General features: G+C 67.7%; 14 protein-coding genes. 3 read left to right on the top strand and 11 right to left on the bottom strand.

The features are described from left to right. Nucleotides 1-13 precede the first annotated feature (13 nt). The 4 genes from QTH90_RS08690 to QTH90_RS08675 are packed head-to-tail and all read right to left on the bottom strand — an operon-like array spanning nt 14 to nt 5,811. The gene (locus QTH90_RS08690) at nt 14-700 is read right to left on the bottom strand and encodes a protein-L-isoaspartate O-methyltransferase family protein (RefSeq protein ID WP_286664063.1); all 687 of its coding nucleotides are present in this window, start codon (nt 698-700) and stop codon (nt 14-16) included. Nucleotides 701-720: 20 nt separating this feature from the next. Then, the gene (locus QTH90_RS08685; protein WP_286664062.1) at nt 721-3,951 is read right to left on the bottom strand and encodes an efflux RND transporter permease subunit; all 3,231 of its coding nucleotides are present in this window, start codon (nt 3,949-3,951) and stop codon (nt 721-723) included. Nucleotides 3,952-3,964: 13 nt separating this feature from the next. Then, nucleotides 3,965-5,137, bottom strand: a complete 1,173-nt coding sequence (locus QTH90_RS08680) for an efflux RND transporter periplasmic adaptor subunit (protein ID WP_286664061.1) — start codon at nt 5,135-5,137, stop codon at nt 3,965-3,967. Next, entirely contained in the window at nt 5,134-5,811 is a 678-nt protein-coding gene (locus QTH90_RS08675) for a TetR/AcrR family transcriptional regulator (protein WP_286664060.1), read from the bottom strand. Before QTH90_RS08675 ends, QTH90_RS08680 begins: the two co-directional genes overlap by 4 nt. Before the next feature lie 98 nt (nt 5,812-5,909). On the opposite strand from QTH90_RS08675, the gene msrA reads away from it, so the two are divergent. The 3 genes from msrA to QTH90_RS08660 all read left to right on the top strand — a co-directional run bounded on the left by msrA (nt 5,910) and on the right by QTH90_RS08660 (nt 9,074). Continuing rightward, nucleotides 5,910-6,461 carry a peptide-methionine (S)-S-oxide reductase MsrA gene (msrA, locus tag QTH90_RS08670; protein WP_286664059.1) on the top strand — a complete coding sequence of 184 codons (552 nt, stop codon included), beginning with the start codon at nt 5,910-5,912 and terminating at the stop codon, nt 6,459-6,461. Between the two features lie 128 nt (nt 6,462-6,589). Then, a complete protein-coding gene (locus QTH90_RS08665; RefSeq protein WP_286664058.1) occupies nt 6,590-6,895 on the top strand; it encodes a hypothetical protein in 306 nt (101 codons plus the stop codon). Between the two features lie 76 nt (nt 6,896-6,971). Next, complete coding sequence (locus QTH90_RS08660) at nt 6,972-9,074, top strand: TonB-dependent receptor (protein ID WP_286664057.1); 2,103 nt, start codon at nt 6,972-6,974, stop codon at nt 9,072-9,074. On the opposite strand, the gene QTH90_RS08655 is transcribed toward QTH90_RS08660, so the two are convergent. From QTH90_RS08655 to QTH90_RS08625, 7 genes are read right to left on the bottom strand one after another with little or no spacing between them, the layout of a single operon-like run. Further along, entirely contained in the window at nt 9,071-10,537 is a 1,467-nt protein-coding gene (locus tag QTH90_RS08655; RefSeq protein ID WP_286664056.1) for an FAD-dependent oxidoreductase, read from the bottom strand. The genes QTH90_RS08660 and QTH90_RS08655 overlap by 4 nt on opposite strands. After that, on the bottom strand, nt 10,534-11,511 hold the full coding sequence (locus QTH90_RS08650) for a Bug family tripartite tricarboxylate transporter substrate binding protein (protein WP_286664055.1): 978 nt from the start codon (nt 11,509-11,511) through the stop codon (nt 10,534-10,536). Before QTH90_RS08650 ends, QTH90_RS08655 begins: the two co-directional genes overlap by 4 nt. Nucleotides 11,512-11,543: 32 nt before the next feature. Continuing rightward, on the bottom strand, nt 11,544-12,539 hold the full coding sequence (locus QTH90_RS08645) for a Bug family tripartite tricarboxylate transporter substrate binding protein (protein WP_286664054.1): 996 nt from the start codon (nt 12,537-12,539) through the stop codon (nt 11,544-11,546). Next, nucleotides 12,536-13,423: a sugar ABC transporter substrate-binding protein gene (locus tag QTH90_RS08640; RefSeq protein WP_286664053.1), complete on the bottom strand. Its 888-nt coding sequence runs from the start codon at nt 13,421-13,423 to the stop codon at nt 12,536-12,538. The genes QTH90_RS08645 and QTH90_RS08640 overlap by 4 nt, the downstream gene beginning before the upstream one ends. Before the next feature lie 28 nt (nt 13,424-13,451). Then, nucleotides 13,452-14,429 (bottom strand): Bug family tripartite tricarboxylate transporter substrate binding protein, encoded by a 978-nt coding sequence (locus QTH90_RS08635; RefSeq protein WP_286664052.1) that lies wholly within the window; start codon nt 14,427-14,429, stop codon nt 13,452-13,454. 47 nt (nt 14,430-14,476) lie between these two features. Beyond that, on the bottom strand, nt 14,477-15,184 hold the full coding sequence (locus QTH90_RS08630; protein WP_286664051.1) for an SDR family oxidoreductase: 708 nt from the start codon (nt 15,182-15,184) through the stop codon (nt 14,477-14,479). A gap of 29 nt (nt 15,185-15,213) precedes the next feature. Next, entirely contained in the window at nt 15,214-17,001 is a 1,788-nt protein-coding gene (locus QTH90_RS08625) for a thiamine pyrophosphate-binding protein (protein WP_286664050.1), read from the bottom strand. Between the last annotated feature and the right edge of the window lie 22 nt (nt 17,002-17,023).

Below are 17,023 nucleotides of genomic sequence, written 5' to 3'. Positions count from 1 at the left end.
GAAAGGGTCTGGATCAGAAGTTGAAGCGCGAAGGCGCCGGGAAGTTGAGCAAGCGCGGTGCCACGATGTCCCAGGGCTGCACGGTGTCCCACTTGCCCTCGCTGGTGCGGGTGACGAAGTGGGCGCGCATCATCGGTTCGTCGCCGACGATGGCCGCCAGCCGGCCGCCCAGCTTGAGCGAGCCCAGCAGGCCCTGCGGAATGCGCGCGACCGAGCCGCTCAGCACGATGACGTCGAAGGTCGGGCCGCTGGGCAGTGGCTGGGAGCCGTCGGCGTGGCGTACCTCGACGTTCATCACGCCGTTGCGGCGCAGGGTGTCGGCGGCGCCTGCGGCCAGCGCGGGGTCGATTTCCAGCGTCAGCACCTGGGCGGCGCGGTGCGCGAGCAGTGCGGCCATGAAGCCCGAGCCCGTGCCGATCTCGAGCACGGATTCATGCTTCTGGATGTGCAGGTCCTGCAGCATGCGTGCCTCGACCTTGGGCGAGAGCATGCATTGGCCGGGTTCCTTCGGGGTGGACGCGCCTTCCAGCGGGATCTCCATGTCGAAGAAGGCCAGCGCGCGGTGCGCCTGGGGCACGTATTCCTCGCGGCGGATGTTGGAGAGGAGGTCGAGGATCTCGAGGTCGAGCACATCCCAGGGGCGGATCTGCTGTTCGATCATGTTGAAGCGCAGGCGCTCCAGGGTGGGAGTGGGGTTCATGTGATTCTTCCTAGTGGGACTCAGGACAAACCTTCAATTTTAGGCGCGGGCTCCGGATGCTCCCCGCCCGGCACCTGTGCCGGCGCGCGGCTCCAGCGGCGGCGGGCCCAGTTCGCGAGGTCGTCCATGTAGCAATAGACGACCGGCACCACCACCAGCGTCAGCAGCGACGAGGTGATCACGCCGCCGATCACGGCCTGGCCCATGGGCGCGCGCTGCTCCGATCCCTCGGTGATCGCGAAGGCCAGCGGCACCATGCCGAAGATCATCGCCAGCGTCGTCATCAGGATGGGCCGCAGCCGCACCCTTGCGGCCAGCAGGAGCGCCTCGGCGCGCGGCAGGCCCGGCACCGGGGTGCCGTCGGGCGCCACGCCGGGCTCGCGCGAGCGGATGGCGAAATCCACCAGCAGGATGGCGTTCTTGGTGACCAGCCCCATCAGCATGACCACGCCGATGATCGAGAACATCGACAGCGTCGAGCCGAACACCAGCAGCGCCAGCACCACGCCGATCAGCGTCAGCGGCAGCGCCGTCATCAGCGCCAGCGGCTGCAGGAAGCTCTTGAACTGGCTGGCCAGGATCATGTAGATGAAGATGATCGCCAGCGCCAATGCGGACACGGCATAGCCGAAGGACTCCTGCATGTTCTTGGTCGAGCCGCTGAACTGCCAGCCATAGCCCGGCGGAAACGCGATGCCGGCCAGCGCCTTGCGGATGTCGGCCGAGACTTCGCCCGCCGAGCGGCCGTCGACGTTGGCGTTGATGCTGACCTCGCGGGCGAGGGCCCGGCGATTGATCTGGTTGGGCCCCGTCGATTCGCGCACTTCGGCCACCTGCGACAGGCGCACGATGCGGCTCGATCCGTCGGCATTGGCACCCACCGCCGTGCTGACGAAGGGGAGGCGGGCGAGGTCGGCCGGCGAATTGCGCACTTCGGGCGCCAGTCGCACGTTGACGTCGTAGGTCTGGTCGTCGGGCGCGCGCCAGTTGCCGACCGTGGTGCCGGCCACCAGCGTGCGCAGGGCCGTCGCGATGGGCGTCACGCCCAGGCCGAGGTCCGATGCCGCATCGCGCCGCACGACGATGCTCACGGTGGGCTTGTTCGGCTTCTGGCTGGAATCGAGATCGACGAGGCCGGGGATCGGGCGGATCGCCTCCATCACCTTCGATGTGAGCCGTTCGAGTTCCTTCAGGTCAGGGCCTTGCAGCGAGAACTCGATGGGCTTGTTGCCGCCTACGGAGTCGCGCAGGCCCACGTGCGTGACGGTGATGCCCGGCACCGAGCGCAGCCGCTCGCGCAGCACCGTCGACATCTGGTCGACGCTGCGGGCGCGCGCCTTGCGGTCGACCAGCCGCACGTAGATGCTTGCGTAGATCTTGCCCTGTGCATCGCCGGTGTTGATGGTGGTGAGCGTGTAGCGCACCTCCGGCATTTCGCGCAGCACCGCTTCGACCTGGCGGGCCTTGGCTTCGGTGACTTCGAGCGACGAGCCCACCGGCGTGTAGAAGCTGATGGCCGTTTCGGAATAGTCCGCCTTGGGCACGAATTCCGTGCCGAGCAGCGGCACCATGAAGATGCTCCCGACAAAGATGCCCAGAGCCGCGCCCAGCGTCGCGAGCTTGTGCACCAGCGCCCAGCGCAGGATGGACTGGTAGCCCTCGGCCAGCCGCTCCGTCGCGTCATCGAACCAGCCGGTCACGCGGCCGATGGTCTTGTCGTAGAAGGTGACGGGCGCCTCGCGCTTGCCGTGCTTGTCGATGGCAGGGTCGTGCCAGATGCTGGAGAGCATCGGGTCGAGCGTGAAGCTCACGAACATCGAGATCAGCACGGCGGCCACGATCGTGATGCCGAACTCGTGGAAAAACTTGCCGATGATGCCTTCCATGAAGCCGATCGGCAGGAACACCGCCACGATCGACAGGGTGGTCGCCAGCACTGCGAGACCGATCTCCTGCGTGCCGTCGAGCGACGCCTGATAGGGGCCCTTGCCCATCTGCACGTGGCGCACGATGTTCTCCCGCACCACGATCGCGTCGTCGATCAGCAGGCCCACGCACAGCGACAGCGCCATCAGCGTGATCATGTTGATCGTGAAGCCGAACATCGCCATGAACCAGAACGTGCCGATCAGCGCGATCGGCAAGGTGAGGCCGGTGATGACCGTGGAGCGCCAGGAGTTCAGGAACAGGAACACGATCAGCACCGTGAGCACGGCACCTTCGATGAGCGTCCGGCGCACGTTCTCGACCGCGACGCGGATCGGCCGCGAGGCGTCGGCGATGGGTTCGAGCCGCACGCCGGGCGGCAGTTGCGGCTTGATCTCGGCAATGGCCTTCGTGAGGCCGTCGACCACCTGGATGGTGTTTTCGTCCTGCGCCTTCTGCACCGACAGCAGCAGCGTGCGCTGGCCGTTGTAGAGCGCAAGGCTGTCGAGTTCCTGCGCGCCGTCGCTCACGGTCGCGACCTGGTCGATGCGGATCGGGGCGCCGCCCTTGCGGGTGACGATGATCCGGCCGAAGTCCTCGGGCCGCTCCATGCGGGCGTCGATCTGCACCACCCGGTCCTGTTCGAGCGAGCGCACCGAGCCGACCGGCAACGCCTGGTTCTCGCTGCGCACCGCCTCGACCACCTGGCTCGCGCTCACGCCGAAGGCCTCCATGGCCTGCGGATTCAGGTAGATGTTGATCTCGCGCTTGGTGCCGCCGACCAGCGTGACGGAGCCGACGCCGCGCACGTTTTCGAGGCGCTTCTTCAGCACCTGGTCGGCCCAGTTGGTGAGCTCGACGGCGCTGGGCTGCCGGTCCTTCTCGCCATCTGGCAGGACGGCGACCGACCAGACGGCGCGCGAGGCGGGGTCGAAGCGCAGCACGCGTGGCTCTTTCACCTCGTCGCGGAACAGCGGCCGCACGGCCGCGACCTTCTCGCGCACGTCGTCGGCGGCCTTCCGGCCGTCCACGTAGAGCTGGAACTCGATGATGACGACCGACTGCCCCTCGTAGCTGCGCGAGGTGAGGGCGTTGATGCCGGCGATCGAGTTGACGCCTTCCTCGATCTTCTTGGTCACCTCGCTCTCGACGATCTCGGGCGAGGCGCCGGGGTATTCGGTGATGACCACCACGACCGGGAAGTCGATGTTCGGGAACTGGTCGACCTGCAGCCGCTGGTACGAGAACATGCCGAGCACGACCAGCGCGAGCATCAGCATCGTCGCGAAGACGGGATTCTTGAGACTGACGCGCGTGAACCACATGGCGGTGCGTCGCTCAGGGCGCGGTGCGAGCGGCAGTGGCCGCGACCGGCGCCAGGCGCACGGCCGTGCCGTCACGCAGCGGACCGACCGTGCCGGCCACGGCGACGGCACCCTCGTCGAGGCCGCGCACCGCGATCATCGTCTGGCCATCGGCTTGCCCGCGCAGGCCGGTCTCGACCTGGCGGTGGGCGATGCGCCCCTCGATCACCAGCTGGACGTAGGGCAAGGGCTTGTCGGTGCGCACCGCGGACAAGGGCAGCGCGAGGGTCTCGGTGCGGCCCACGTCGATGGTCCCCTGCGCGAACAGGCCCTGGCGGAAGCCCGTGCTGCGATCGAGCTTCAGATAGACGAGCACGCTGCGGCTGCCTGCCTGCGCGCTGGGATTCACGCGAACCACGCTGGCGCCGACGCTTCGCTCGCCGCTTTTCGGGTCGACCGCGCTGCTGCCTTCGATCTGCAGGGTCGCGCGCTGGCCCACGCGAACGGCCACCGAATCGGCCGCGGCGACCGTGGCCTCGACCTCGATGCGGCTCAGGTCGACGACTTCGATCACCTTGGTGTCGATGCCCACGCGCTCTCCGGATTGCGCGAGACGCTGCGACACCTGCCCGGTGATGGGGCTCCTGAGCACCGTGTCGTCGAGCGACTTGCGCGCCATCTCCACTGCGGCCAGTGCGGCGCGGTGGGTGGAGAGGGCCGAGTTGAGGTTCGACTGCGAGGTTTCCAGCGCGGTCCTGGAGATGAAGCCCTGGTCGACCAGCGCCTTGTTGTTGTCGAAGGTGCGCTGCGCCACTTCGGCCTGCGCCCGGGCGGAATCGGCCTGTTCCTGTGCCTGGCGTACGCGCGACTGGTATTCGACCGGATCGATGCGTGCGATGACCTGGCCGGCGGTGACGTTGTCGCCTTCGCGTACCGTGAGGCCGATCAGCTCCCCTGCGACACGGGCCTTGACCTGCGCCGAGTCGACCGCCTTGAGCGTGCCCGATACCGACAGCGTCTCCGCCAGTTCCCGGCGCTTGACGCGCACCACGTCGGCGGGCGAAAGCTCCACCACCGTCTCGGCGACCGTGCCGCCGGCGGCGACTGCGGCCTGCTGCGCCTTCCGCGCACCCACGGCGCGAAGCACCCCGCCGACGACGAGGATCAGGATCAGGGCCGCGATGACCCACTTCAACGTTCTTTTCATTCTGGCGCTCTCGGCGGCACGCAGAGTCCGTGAAGCACGGTCTCAGTCTGGATCGCCAGGTATTTCTCAGGGTCGATGTCGGTTTCGCCATCGACGCAGATGGCCGCCGCATGCTTCGTGAGCATGAGGAAGATCATCGGCGCGATGACGGTGTAGATCGCGTGGTCGACGTCGATCGGCGCGAATTCGCCGCGGTCGACACCGCGTTGCAGGATGCGCCGCAGCAGTTCGTGCCCCGGCCGCACCACCTCGCGCCGATAGAACTCGGCCAGCTCGGGGAAGTTCCGCCCCTCGCTCATCATCAGTTTGGTCAGGCCCGAGGCCTTGGTCGAGCCGACGCGCTCCCACCACACGCGCATGCAATAGCGCAGCATGTCGGCGGTGGTGCCTTCGTACTCGTCGAATTCCTTGTTCCACTCGGTGAAGCGGCCCGCCAGGTTCTCGATGACCACGGCCTTGAACAGCTCTTCCTTGCTCGGAAAATAGAGGAAGAGGGTGCCCTTGGACACGCCGGCCCGCGCGGCCACTTCCTCCGAACGGGTGGCCGCGAAACCCTTGTCGACGAAGAGATCCAGCGCCGCCTCCAGCAATTCGCCGGGACGGGCTTCCTTGCGACGCTCCCGCTTGGTTCGCACGGAGCAAAGCTTGTCGCTGAGGAATCGGGGGGCGGGCATGGGGGTTAATGACTGGCGGGTTAGTAATGTAGTGAGCCGCCCCGGTTGCGTCAAGCCGCGACAATGCGAGCTTCGCCCATTTCAATGACGGAGTTCACATGTCGACGCCATCACCGCAAACCGAAACCATCGTGCTGGGCGGCGGCTGCTTCTGGTGCACCGAGGCGGTGTTCGACCGGGTGCAGGGCGTGGTGGACGTGGAATCCGGCTACAGCAACGGGCAGGTGATGCATCCGAGCTACGAACAGGTCTGCACCGGGCGCACCGGGCATGCCGAAGTCGTCAAGGTGGCTTTCGACCCGTCGCAGATCACGCTGCGCGAGATCCTGGAAATCTTCTTCGTCGTGCATGACCCGACCACGCTCAACCGCCAGGGCAATGACGTCGGCAGCCAGTACCGCAGCGGCATCTACTACTCGAACGACGAGCAGAAAAAGGTCGCCGAAGACGTGATCCGCGAGATCGGCGACAGCAAGACCTACCGCTCGCCGATCGTCACGGAGGTCAAGCCGCTGGACAACTACTCGACGGCCGAGGCCTACCACCAGGACTATTTCCTGAACAACCCCAACCAGGGCTACTGCGCCTTCGTGGTCGGGCCGAAGGTCGAGAAGTTCCAGAAGACCTTCGCGGCACGCGTCAAGTCCTGAGCGGTCCAAGCCCTGGGATCACCGGGTATCCTTCCTCCCCCATGCGTTTCGCCACCTGCCGTACCCGAACCCGCGCCATTGTGTGTGCGCTTGCGTTCGCGTTATGGCTCGCGACGACACTCGGGTTCATGCACCGCACGGTGCATGGTCCGCTGGCTTCGCAGACGCCTGCCGCGTCCGCGAATGCCGGCGACACGGTGAAGCCGGCGGGCTCCGGCCATTCGCAAGGCGGTCTCTTCGAACTGTTCGGCGCCCACACCGACGCCGATTGCCGCCTGTACGACCAGCTGTCCCATGGCTCGGCCGCGCTCTGCGTGCCGCCCATCGTGCTGCCGGTCATGCTGCCGGCCGCCACCTTCGCCTGGCTCGAGGGCGAGGCACTCGCCCGATGGGTCGCGCTCTTCGACGCGCGCGGCCCGCCTTCCACTCGCTGAATCCCCTTGCCTGCCGAGCAGCACCCGCCTTTGCGGGTGGCTGCCGGCTATCCATCGATTCAACGAGTGTTCCCAGATGCCAACCTTTTTCCGTCGCAACGCCGTGGGCGTTGCCGTGCTTTCCCTTGCCTCCTGTGCCGCCTGGGCCCAATCCGATGCGGATGCTTCCGCCGCAACGCTGCGTGAAGTCACCGTCACCGGCAATCCGCTTGGCGCCACCGACCTGATCGCGCCGACCACGTCGCTGTCGAACGACGCGCTGCTCCTGAAATCCCAGTCCACGCTCGGCGAGACCTTGAATGGCGTGCCGGGCGTGAGCAGCACCTACTTCGGGCCGAACGCCAGCCGGCCGACCATCCGCGGCCAGGACGGGGACCGCATCCGCATCCTGCAGAACGGTGGCTCGGCGCCCGACGCCTCGGCGCTGAGCTACGACCACGCCGTGCCGGTCGATGCCCTCGTCACCGATCGCCTCGAAGTGCTGCGCGGGCCATCGGCTCTCCAGTACGGCGGCAGCGCGGTGGGCGGCGTGGTCAATGTGATCGACAACCGGATTCCGACCGAGCCCATCGAAGGCTTCGGCGGTCGGGCCGATCTCGGCTACGCGACCGGCAATCGCGAGAAGGCCGGCGGCGTGGTGCTCGAAGGCGGCAACAGCCGCTATGCGCTGCACGTCGATGCGTTCAGCCGCGATTCGGACGACGTCTCGGTGCCCATCGCCATCCCCTGCGCCAATCCGCAGCGACCCGGCATCGCCTACAGGATGTGCAACTCGGCCAACCAGGCAGACGGCGGCGCGCTCGGCGGCACCATGTTCTTCGACAGGGGCTGGCTGGGCGCATCGGTTAGCACGTACCGGAGCACCTACGGCACCGTGGCCGAGGACGACGTCACCATCCGCATGAAGTCCGACCGCTACGCCCTCGAAGGCGAGTGGCGGCCGGATGGCTTCTTCACCAACCTCCACGCCAAGCTGAGCCGCACCGAATACGGCCACACCGAGTACGAAGGGTTCGAGCCCGGAACGGTCTTCACCAACGACAGCAACGACTTTCGCCTCGAAGCGCGCCATCGCCCTGTCGGGGGCTTCGAAGGTCTGGTTGGCTTCACCAGCGAAAGCGGGCGCTTCTCGGCGGCGGGCGAGGAAGCCTTTGCGCCGAACAGCCGCACGCGCTCGAACGCGCTGTTCCTCCATGAAGAGCTGGGCACCTCGTGGGGCCGGCTGAACTTCGGTGCACGGACCGAACAGGTCAAGGTGCAGTCGCTGGGCTACCCGAGCGATCCGACGGTCACCCGGTTCTTCGTCGGCGAGCGCGACTTCAGTCCGCACAGCGCGGCTTTCGGCGCATTGGTCAACCTGACGCCGCAATGGCAGCTGACTTCGAACCTCGCCTACACCGAGCGCGCGCCCAAGGACTACGAGTTGTTCGCCAACGGCCCGCACGTCGCGACGGCAGCCTGGGAGATCGGCAATCCCGACCTGCAGAAGGAAAAGTCCACCGGCCTCGACCTCGGCGCCCAATGGAAGGACGGCCCCAACACAGCCCGCGTGAATGCCTATGTCACGCGCTTCAGCAACTACATCGGGCTCACGGCAACCGGCCGCGAGCGCAGCGCGGATGGCGAAGTCAACCCGCCGCCTGTCGACACGCCGGAGGGATTGCTGTTCCCGGAGACCTTTGCGGAATACGCCTATCAGGGCGTGCGCGCCCGCTTCACCGGCATCGAAGCGAACGGCAATCTGCGATTGCTCGGCACCGACGGCTTTTCGCGCCTGGACGACGCCGCCACGCTGGATCTCGAATGGCGCGGCGACCTCGTGCGCGCCACGAACACGGACACCAACCAGCCGCTGCCACGCATCTCGCCGGCACGCGTCGGCGCCACGCTGGCCTACGGCAACGGACCCTGGACGGCGCGCTTCGGCTTCGACTACTACGCGGCGCAGAACCGCGTGCCGCCGACCGGCGATCGTGCCACCGACGCGTACACGCTGTGGAATGCCGCGCTCACCTACAAGATGCGGGTGCAGCGCGCCAATCTCACCTGGTATGCGCGCATCGACAACATCACCAACCAGTTGGCCTACAGCGCAACTTCGATCCTGACGACGACCGTGTACCCCAACGCGCCGTTGCCGGGGCGGACGTTGAAGATGGGATTGCGCGCGACCTTCTAGCCGCCGGCCACGATGCGTCCCGCGCGCCGGCCCGAGACGAAGGCCCAGGCCAGGTGGTGTCCGTGGCCCTTCAGCAGCAGGCCGCCCTGGCCCGTGGACCCGGCCGCGTAGAGCCCGGGCACGGGGCGGTTGCCCTGGCCGAGCACGCGGTGCTGCGTGTCGACGCGCAGCCCGCCTTCGCTGTGCACGAAGACCGGACGCACCGGGCCAAGCGCGATGTAGCGAGCCGCCGTGCCGGCCCCTGGCGGCCGCAGGGAAAGACTCTGGCGCAGCGTGCCCGCATCCATTCCCAGCGCCGCCGCGAGGCCTTCGATGGTGGGGTGCTCGGTGTAGATGTCCTTCCGGTTCTGCCGGTAGTCCGGCACATAGGCGTACGCCACGCCGGGTGCGGTCGAGACGAAGTGCGGCCACTTCGAGAACTGCTCGGCCAGCGCGCCATCGAAGACGATCCAGCCTTCCTTGCCCGGTTGGTCCGGCAGGGCGTAGGCCGGCCGCTCGCCCTCGTTGCAGAAGCGCGCACCCTCCCGGTTCACCAGCACGGCGCCCGCCTCGAACAAGGCGGGTGACGGCGCGAGTGCCGTGGTGAGGAACTTCATGACGAACGGGCGGAGGATGGCCGGCGGCATGTGGTCCATCGCCCATTGCATGAAGACGGCCAGCGCCCGCCACGGCGGCAGCCTGCGCACGAAGGTTTCCTTCGCCGGCGCGATGAAGCGCAATTCGGGGCCAAGCGCGAGATCGCCATTGACGATCGTCGCGCCGAGGCGCTCGGCCATGCGCTGGCCGTCGCCGGTCGCGGTCGGGTTCACGGCGTCGACCTTGGCCTCCTGCTCGCCCATGAAGCGGGCCTTGAACTCCGGGCTGTTGGTGAAATCGCCCGCGGCCAGCACCACACCGCGCCTGGCCTCGAAGACACGCGACCGGCCGTCGACCTCGGCACGGACGCCCGACACGCGGTCATCCCGCTTCAGGAGTTCGCGGACGTCGATCCCGGTGCGGATCTGGACGCCCGCCCGGCGCGCCCGCCGGCTCAGGTGGTAGATGAAGGAGCGCGAATTGGGCAACACGTTGTGCATGCGCGGCTGCCGGTGCGGTGGCTCCGGCATCGGACCCATGAAGCGCACGCCCGAATCGAGCAGCCACTGGAAGGTGTCCGGCATCCCTTCGCAGAGGATGCGACGCAACTCGTCGTTGTCGCGGCTGGCGAGATCGCCGGCGAAACCCGGCATGTCGGCCCAATGGTCTGCGGGACTGTCGACGATGCCCTTGGCCCGCTGATGCGGCGTTTGCGTCGCACTGACGGAGCCGATCGACCAGGCGGTCGTTCCGCCGGGTTTTGCGTTCTTCTCCAGCAGCACCACGCTGGCGCCGGTCCCGCGCGCTTCGATGGCGGCCGCGAGCCCGGCGCCGCCCGCGCCGACGATGACGACGTCGAAGGTCTCGGTGGATACGGGCGTGTTCATTCGACCTGCAACCTTGCGCTGTCGATCACAGCCTCCCAGCGGCGCGTCTCGACCTGGTTGCGGCGCACGGCTTCGTCGACGCTGCCACCCAGCGGCAGGACGCCCAGTGCATCCCAGCGCGGCGCGGCCTCGGGCGAGCGCACGACTGTCGTGATGTCGGCATTGAGCTGCGCGAGCACAGCCGGCGGCAGCCCCTTGGGCGCAGAGATCGTGTACCAGGGCACGGCCGCATAGCCCGGCACGAATTCGGCGACTGCCGGCAGGCCCGGGAATTTGGGCGAGCGCGCGGGCGAGGTCACCGCCAGCGCCCGTACGCGGCCACTGTCGATGGCCTGCTGCGCGGTGCTGCCGGTCTCGAAGGTCAGGTCGATCTGGCCGCCGAGCAGCGCCGCCATCGCTGGCGCACCGCCGCTGAAGGGGATCGCGACGATGTCGACGTGGGCAAGGTGCTTGAAGAGTTCGGCCGCCATGTGCGTGGCTGATCCGGTGCCGGCCGAGCCGTAGTTGAGCTTGCCCGGATTCGCCCGCGCATAGTCCAGCAGTTCCGGCACGGTCTTGACCGGGAGCGAATTGCGCACCATCAGCACATTGGGGCTCTCGGCGACCAGCGCCACCGGCACCAGGTCGATGGCGGGGTTGTAGCGCAGCTGCTTGTAGAGCTTGTAGGCGCCGTTGTGCGCGATGGTGGCGAGCACCAGCGTGTAGCCATCGGCCGGCTGGCGAAGCGCGAACTCCGCGCCGCTGTGACCACCGGCGCCGGGGCGGTTGTCCACGGTCATTGGCTGGCCGTAGCGTGCGGCCAGTCCTTCGGCCACGATGCGGCCAATGAGGTCGCCGGAGCCGCCGGCCGGATAGGGCACGACCAGCTTGATGGCCTTCGTGGGAAAGCCTGCAGTCTGCGCCCACGCTGTATTGGCAAGGAACGGGACCATGCCCGCTGCCGCAGCGCGGCGCAAGAAACGACGTCGATGCATGCGATCTCCTGATTCCTGGGGATGAAGCCGGCTCAGTCGAGCTGGAGGCGGGTGGCCTGGATCACGCGGTTCCACTTCGCGGTCTCGGTCCGGAAGAATTGCTGCGCCTGCTCGGGAGAACCCAGCACCAGCGTCGCCCCGAGCTTGTCGAGTTGCGCGACCACCTCGGGGCCGGCCATCACCTGCTTCAGGTCGCGCGCGAGTTTGTCGATCAGCGGCTGCGGCGTGCCGCGCGGCGCGGCCACCGTGAACCAGGAGAAGGCGGCGTAGTCGGGCAAGCCGGACTCGGCGATAGTCGGCACGGCGGGCAGGCGCGGATCGCGCCGGTCGCCGGTCACTGCGAGCGCGCGCACGCGACCCGACTGGATGTGCGGGATGGCGCTCGGCAGGTTCTCGAACATCACCTGCACCTGGCCGCCGATCAGATCGACCATGGCCGGGCCGCTGCCCTTGTAGGGCACGTAGTTGACCTTCGCGCCGCTGGTGGTTTCGAACAGCGCGGTCACCATGTGCACCGACGAACCGGGGCCGGCGGTCGCGTAGTTCAGGCTGGCGGGGTCGGTCCTGGCGCGGGCCAGCAAATCGGCGAAGCTGCGCAGCGGCGACGCTTCGGGCACAAGCACCACGTTCGGCGATTGCGCGAGGATGGTCACCGGCACGAGTTCGGCAGCCGGGTCATAGCCCAGTTTTCGGTAGCTCGCGTGAGCCGCGTGGATACCGATCGTGCCGAGCAGGAGCGTGTAGCCGTCTGCTGGCGACTTCGCGACCTGCTGCGCGCCGAGGTGGCCGCTGGCCCCGGCGCGGTTGTCGACCACCACCGGCTGTCCATAGAGTGCGGCCAGCCGCTCGGAGACGATGCGCCCGAGCAGGTCGGTCACGCCGCCGGGCGGATTGGGGACGATCAGCTTGATGGGCTTCGACGGATAGTCGAGCGTCTGCGCCTGAGTGGGCAGAGCAAGAGCCGCGCAGCACGCGGCCAGCAGGCAGGCGCGGCGGCGCAGGCCAGCGTGAAGGCGTGAAGAGGTCATGCGAGGATCTCGGAAAGTGTCTTGACGGGACGGGCCTCGTAGGGCCGGTCCCAGTGCTGGAAGTTGGTCGCGTCCACCAGATCCACCGGCAACTCCACGTGCGCCGGGACGGTTTCGCCGCGCAGGTGCCGGGCGGCGCACTCTGTGACCGTGAACGCCATCTGCATCGCATTGAAGTCCGCGGTGGCGAGCATGCGGCCCTCGCGTATGGCCGCGATGGCTTCGGGGATCGCGTTGACGCCGACCACCAGTGCGCGCAGTCCTGCGGCCTGCAGCGCCTCGATCACGCCGACGGCCATGATGTCGTTGGCAACGAGAAAAGCATCGGGAGCCTCGCAGTGCTCGGCGAGCCAGCGCGACACCGCCTCGCGAGCGACGCCGCGCTGGTAGTCGCCGACGCAATGGCCCACGACCCGAATGTCCGGCCGCTCGCGCGCGACCCGCTCGAAGGCCGAGACGCGCGCCATGCTGGTGACCGACTCGACGTGCCCGCCGACGATCAGCACGCGGCCCTGGCCGTTCATGCGCCCGAACAGGTAGCGCGCGACATCGGCCGCGAGCCGCGCATCGTCCGCGCCCACGTAGCCGACCGTCGGCACTGCCTCGACCGGGTTGACGAAGGCAAACAGCGGGATGCCCATCGCTCGAATGCGCAGGATCGCCGGATCGACCCGGCTCGCGTGCACCGGCGAGAGCACGATCGCATCCGGCGCCGTGGCCAGCGCCTGGTCGATCAGCGCGATCTGCTGGTCGGGATCGTCCGGCCTGTCGGGCACGTAGTGGACGACCTCGTCACCGAAGAGGGCGGCCGCGCGGTCGGCACCGAGGCGCGCCGCCATGTAGGCCGGATTGCTCCGGTTCTTGGTGAAGACGGCGATCCTCATGGCGATCGGCTCTTGCGGGCCCGTGCCGTCAATCCGCGTACTCGGCCGCTGCCTTGATGATCGGCGCCCAGCGCGCGGCCTCGGCTTGTTGCAGGTTCATCAGCGGCGCGGGCTGGCCTTCCTCGGGCGCTGCGATCACGGCGCCGATCTCCGCGTAGCGCTTCTGCACGGCGGGATCGCGCAGTGCTTCGCCCAGCGCCGCCGACAGGCGATCGACCACTTCCTTCGACGTGCCCTTGGGTGCATAGACGCCGTGCCAGACGCCGATGTCCAGCGCCGCCAGGCCGCTCTCCGCCGTGGTGGGCACGTCGGGCAATTGCGCGAGCCGCTTCTTCGACGTGACGGCCATGGCCTTGACCTTGCCGCTCTCGACGAAAGGCACGGTACTGGAGGTCTGCTCGCACATGAAGTCGAACTGGCCGCTCATGATGTCGGTCATCGCCGGTGCGGCGCCCTTGTAGGCGATGGTGGTCACGCGCGTCTTGATCGCCGACTGGTACAGCAGCCCGCAGAGATGCGCCGCGGAGCCGATGCCCGAGTGGCCATAGTTGACCTTGGTCGGGTCCTTCTTGATGTAGGCCAGCAGTTCATCGAGGTTGTTGGCCGGCAGGTCCTTGCGCGCGATGATCACCGTGGGCATGGTCGCCACCAGGCCGATCGGCGTGAAGTCGTCCGGCTTGTAGGGCAGCGAGCGGTACAGCGACGGTGTGGTCGCCATGCCGATGTTGTTGAGCAGCAGCCAGTAGCCGTCGTTCGGAGAGCGCGCCACCTTGGCGCTGCCGACGGTGCCGCCCGCGCCGCTGGTGTTGTCGACCACCACCGGCTGTTTGAGCGTCCGCTCCATCGAATTGGCAAGCGTGCGCGCCACGATATCGGTTGGCCCCCCGGGCGGGTAGGGCACGACGATCGTGATCGTCTTGGTCGGATAGTCCGCCGCATGCAGCGACGCGGACAGGGTGGCGCACAGGGCTACGCCTGCCATGACGGCAATGGCTTTCAACCTCATGGTTTGTCTCCGGTTTTTTTCTGACTAGCGTTCTGCGAAGGTCGGTCTCAGACCAGGCCGCCGTTGGGTTGCACGATCTGCCCGTGCACCCATGAGGCCTTGTCGGACACCAGGAACCGCACGACCTCGGCAATCTCCGCAGGCTTGCCGACGCGGTTGAAGGGACTCATTGCCGCCGAGCGTTGCTTGGCTTCCTCGGTCTTGCCGGCATTGAAGAGGTCGGTGTCGACCGGGCCGGGCGCTACCGCATTGACGCGCACCTTGCGGCCGGCGAGTTCCTTGGCCAGCGAGCGCACCAGGCTTTCGACCGCAGCCTTGCTCGCGCTGTAGGCGCCGACACCGGGCACCGCGTGACGCACCAGCGAGGTGGTGAGCGCCACGATGGCGCCGCCGTCCTGCACCTGGCGAGCCGCTTCGGCGAGGATGTTGAAGGCCCCGACGATGTTGACTTCGACGAGCTTGCGGAAGTCCTCGGGGTTGAACTGCGCGAGCGGTCCCGGCGGCACGTTGATGCCCGCATTGGCGACGACCACCTTCGGCTTCGCGCCGAAGTCGCGCTCTGCGTCGGCGAAGACCCGGGCGACCGACGCCGGATCCTGGATGTCCGCGGCATAGGCCCTGCCCGCCGATGACTCGGGCGCCTTCGAGATGTAGGTGAACGCGACGTCGTACCCGTCGGCTGCCAGTGCCTCGACGCAGGCCGCGCCGATGCCGCGCGAGCCGCCGAAGACGATGGCGAGGGGTTTGTTGCTCATGGTTTTCCTTGTGTTGAATCGGGGGGCGTTCATGCAATCCACGGCTTGCCGAACAGCGGTTCCTTGTAGGGAATCGGTGGCAGTTGCCAGGTGCCCGTGGAGGGTGGGCGGACTTCGGAATCGACGTGCACGTCGATGACGCAGGGCCGGCGATTGCGCACGGCCTGCTCGACGGCGCCGCGCAGGTCTTCGCTGCGTGTCACGGTCACGCCGTCCGCGCCGCAGGCGCGCGCCCAGGCTGCGAAGTCGGGGTTGTAGCGTTCGCCGCCCGGGCCCTGCTTGCCCTTGTAGAAGGCAGTGCCGAGTTCGCGGCCTTCGAAGAGCCCGTACTGCAGGTCGCGGATCGCGCCCCAGGCGAAGTTGTTCCACACGATCCACACGCAAGGCAGGTCGTACTCGACCGCAGTGGCGACGACGTAGGGCGCCATCATGAAGCCGCCGTCGCCGACCACGGCCACGCACGGCCGGTCGGGTGCGGCCAGCTGCGCGCCGAGGACGCCGCAGACGCCGAAGCCCATCGACGAGTAGCCCCAGCTGTTCAGCATGCTCTGCGTGCGCTTCGGCTTCCAGAACTGCATGAACCAGTTGTGGTGCACGCCGGAATCGAGCGAGAGGATCACGTCGTCGGGCAGCACGTCCTGCAGCGAATCGACCACGTACTCGGGCCGGATGGGCGTCGTGATGGCGCTGAAGTTCGGCCGCACGAAGGCTTCCCACTCGGCCTGCCATTCGGCGACCTGCGCGCGCCAGCCGCCGTAGCGCGTGGCCTCGATCTCGCGGCGCTGGCCCAGCCCGGCCAGCAGTTGCGCGCTGAAGACCTTGGCGTCGGCAATCACGCCGAGCGTGGGCGGATAGTTGCGGCCCAGTTCCAAGGGGTCAATGTCGACGTGCAGCAGCTTCGTGCTCGGGAAGTTCCACGAATAGCCCGGGTGCCAGCTCGATGACGAGCGGTCGTCGAAGCGCGTGCCGATGCACAGGACCAGGTCCGCATGGCGCCCCGCCTGGTTGGCGGGATAGGCGCCGTTGCGGCCGATGAAGCCGAGCGTCAGCGGGTCGTCCGCCGGCACGCAACCCATGCCGTTCGGCGACGTGATGACGGGAATGCCGAGCTGCTTCGACAGCGCCGTGATCTCCGGTCCCGCCTCCGCGAGCGTCGCACCGTGGCCGATGAAGAACACGGGCTTCTTCGAAGTGGCCAGCAGGTCGAGAGCGGATGAGATGTCGGCATCGCTCGCGCCTGGCCGGTGCGAGCCGTGCCGATGCGACACCGGCGGCACTTCGACCTCGGCTTCCTCCTGGAAGACGTTGTACGGAATATCCATGTTCACTGGCCCCGGCCGGCCCGTGACCATGGTGTCGAAGGACTGGCGCAGCGCGAGCGGCAGCATGTCGACGCGCGTCGGCTGGAAGGTGCGCTTGACCACCGGGCGCAGCACCTGCGCGAAGTCGGCCTGGTTGTGCGCGTACAGCTCCTGGAAGGGCGCGCGGTTGGCCTGCGAAGTGGGCACGTTGGCGGTGATCGCCAGGAAGGCCGACGAGTCCGACAGGGCCGTCGCGAGCGACATCACCATGTTGGCCGAACCGGGCCCGGTGGAAGTCAGCGTGGCGACCGGCTCGTGCTTGACGCGGAAGTAGGCGTCGGCCATGTGGCCCGCGCACTGTTCGTGGCGCGGCGACACCATCTTCACCTTGTCGCGCACCTGGTGCAGCGCATCGAGGATGCCGACGTTGCCGTGCCCGCAGATGCCGAACACGTACGGCACCTTCTGCTTGACGAGGTATTCGGCGATGAGTTCGCCGCCCTTCATGGTTGCCATGGGAATGTCTCTTTCTTTCTGT

This window comes from Variovorax flavidus (genome assembly GCF_030317145.1).
Lineage (GTDB): Bacteria > Pseudomonadota > Gammaproteobacteria > Burkholderiales > Burkholderiaceae_C > Variovorax > Variovorax flavidus.
Note: the sequence above shows the minus strand (reverse complement) of the source record. Positions and strands in the feature narration are given on the sequence as shown.

What these genes read in the sequence shown, in the direction of transcription:
- QTH90_RS08660 (WP_286664057.1), top strand. Translation starts at nt 6,972, where the DNA reads ATGCCAACCTTTTTCCGTCGCAACGCCGTGGGCGTTGCCGTGCTTTCC.
- QTH90_RS08685 (WP_286664062.1), bottom strand. Translation starts at nt 3,951, where the DNA reads ATGTGGTTCACGCGCGTCAGTCTCAAGAATCCCGTCTTCGCGACGATG.
- QTH90_RS08675 (WP_286664060.1), bottom strand. Translation starts at nt 5,811, where the DNA reads ATGCCCGCCCCCCGATTCCTCAGCGACAAGCTTTGCTCCGTGCGAACC.
- QTH90_RS08625 (WP_286664050.1), bottom strand. Translation starts at nt 17,001, where the DNA reads ATGGCAACCATGAAGGGCGGCGAACTCATCGCCGAATACCTCGTCAAG.
- QTH90_RS08640 (WP_286664053.1), bottom strand. Translation starts at nt 13,423, where the DNA reads ATGAGGATCGCCGTCTTCACCAAGAACCGGAGCAATCCGGCCTACATG.
- msrA (WP_286664059.1), top strand. Translation starts at nt 5,910, where the DNA reads ATGTCGACGCCATCACCGCAAACCGAAACCATCGTGCTGGGCGGCGGC.
- QTH90_RS08645 (WP_286664054.1), bottom strand. Translation starts at nt 12,539, where the DNA reads ATGACCTCTTCACGCCTTCACGCTGGCCTGCGCCGCCGCGCCTGCCTG.
- QTH90_RS08635 (WP_286664052.1), bottom strand. Translation starts at nt 14,429, where the DNA reads ATGAGGTTGAAAGCCATTGCCGTCATGGCAGGCGTAGCCCTGTGCGCC.
- QTH90_RS08630 (WP_286664051.1), bottom strand. Translation starts at nt 15,184, where the DNA reads ATGAGCAACAAACCCCTCGCCATCGTCTTCGGCGGCTCGCGCGGCATC.
- QTH90_RS08650 (WP_286664055.1), bottom strand. Translation starts at nt 11,511, where the DNA reads ATGCATCGACGTCGTTTCTTGCGCCGCGCTGCGGCAGCGGGCATGGTC.
- QTH90_RS08680 (WP_286664061.1), bottom strand. Translation starts at nt 5,137, where the DNA reads ATGAAAAGAACGTTGAAGTGGGTCATCGCGGCCCTGATCCTGATCCTC.
- QTH90_RS08655 (WP_286664056.1), bottom strand. Translation starts at nt 10,537, where the DNA reads ATGAACACGCCCGTATCCACCGAGACCTTCGACGTCGTCATCGTCGGC.
- QTH90_RS08665 (WP_286664058.1), top strand. Translation starts at nt 6,590, where the DNA reads ATGCACCGCACGGTGCATGGTCCGCTGGCTTCGCAGACGCCTGCCGCG.
- QTH90_RS08690 (WP_286664063.1), bottom strand. Translation starts at nt 700, where the DNA reads ATGAACCCCACTCCCACCCTGGAGCGCCTGCGCTTCAACATGATCGAA.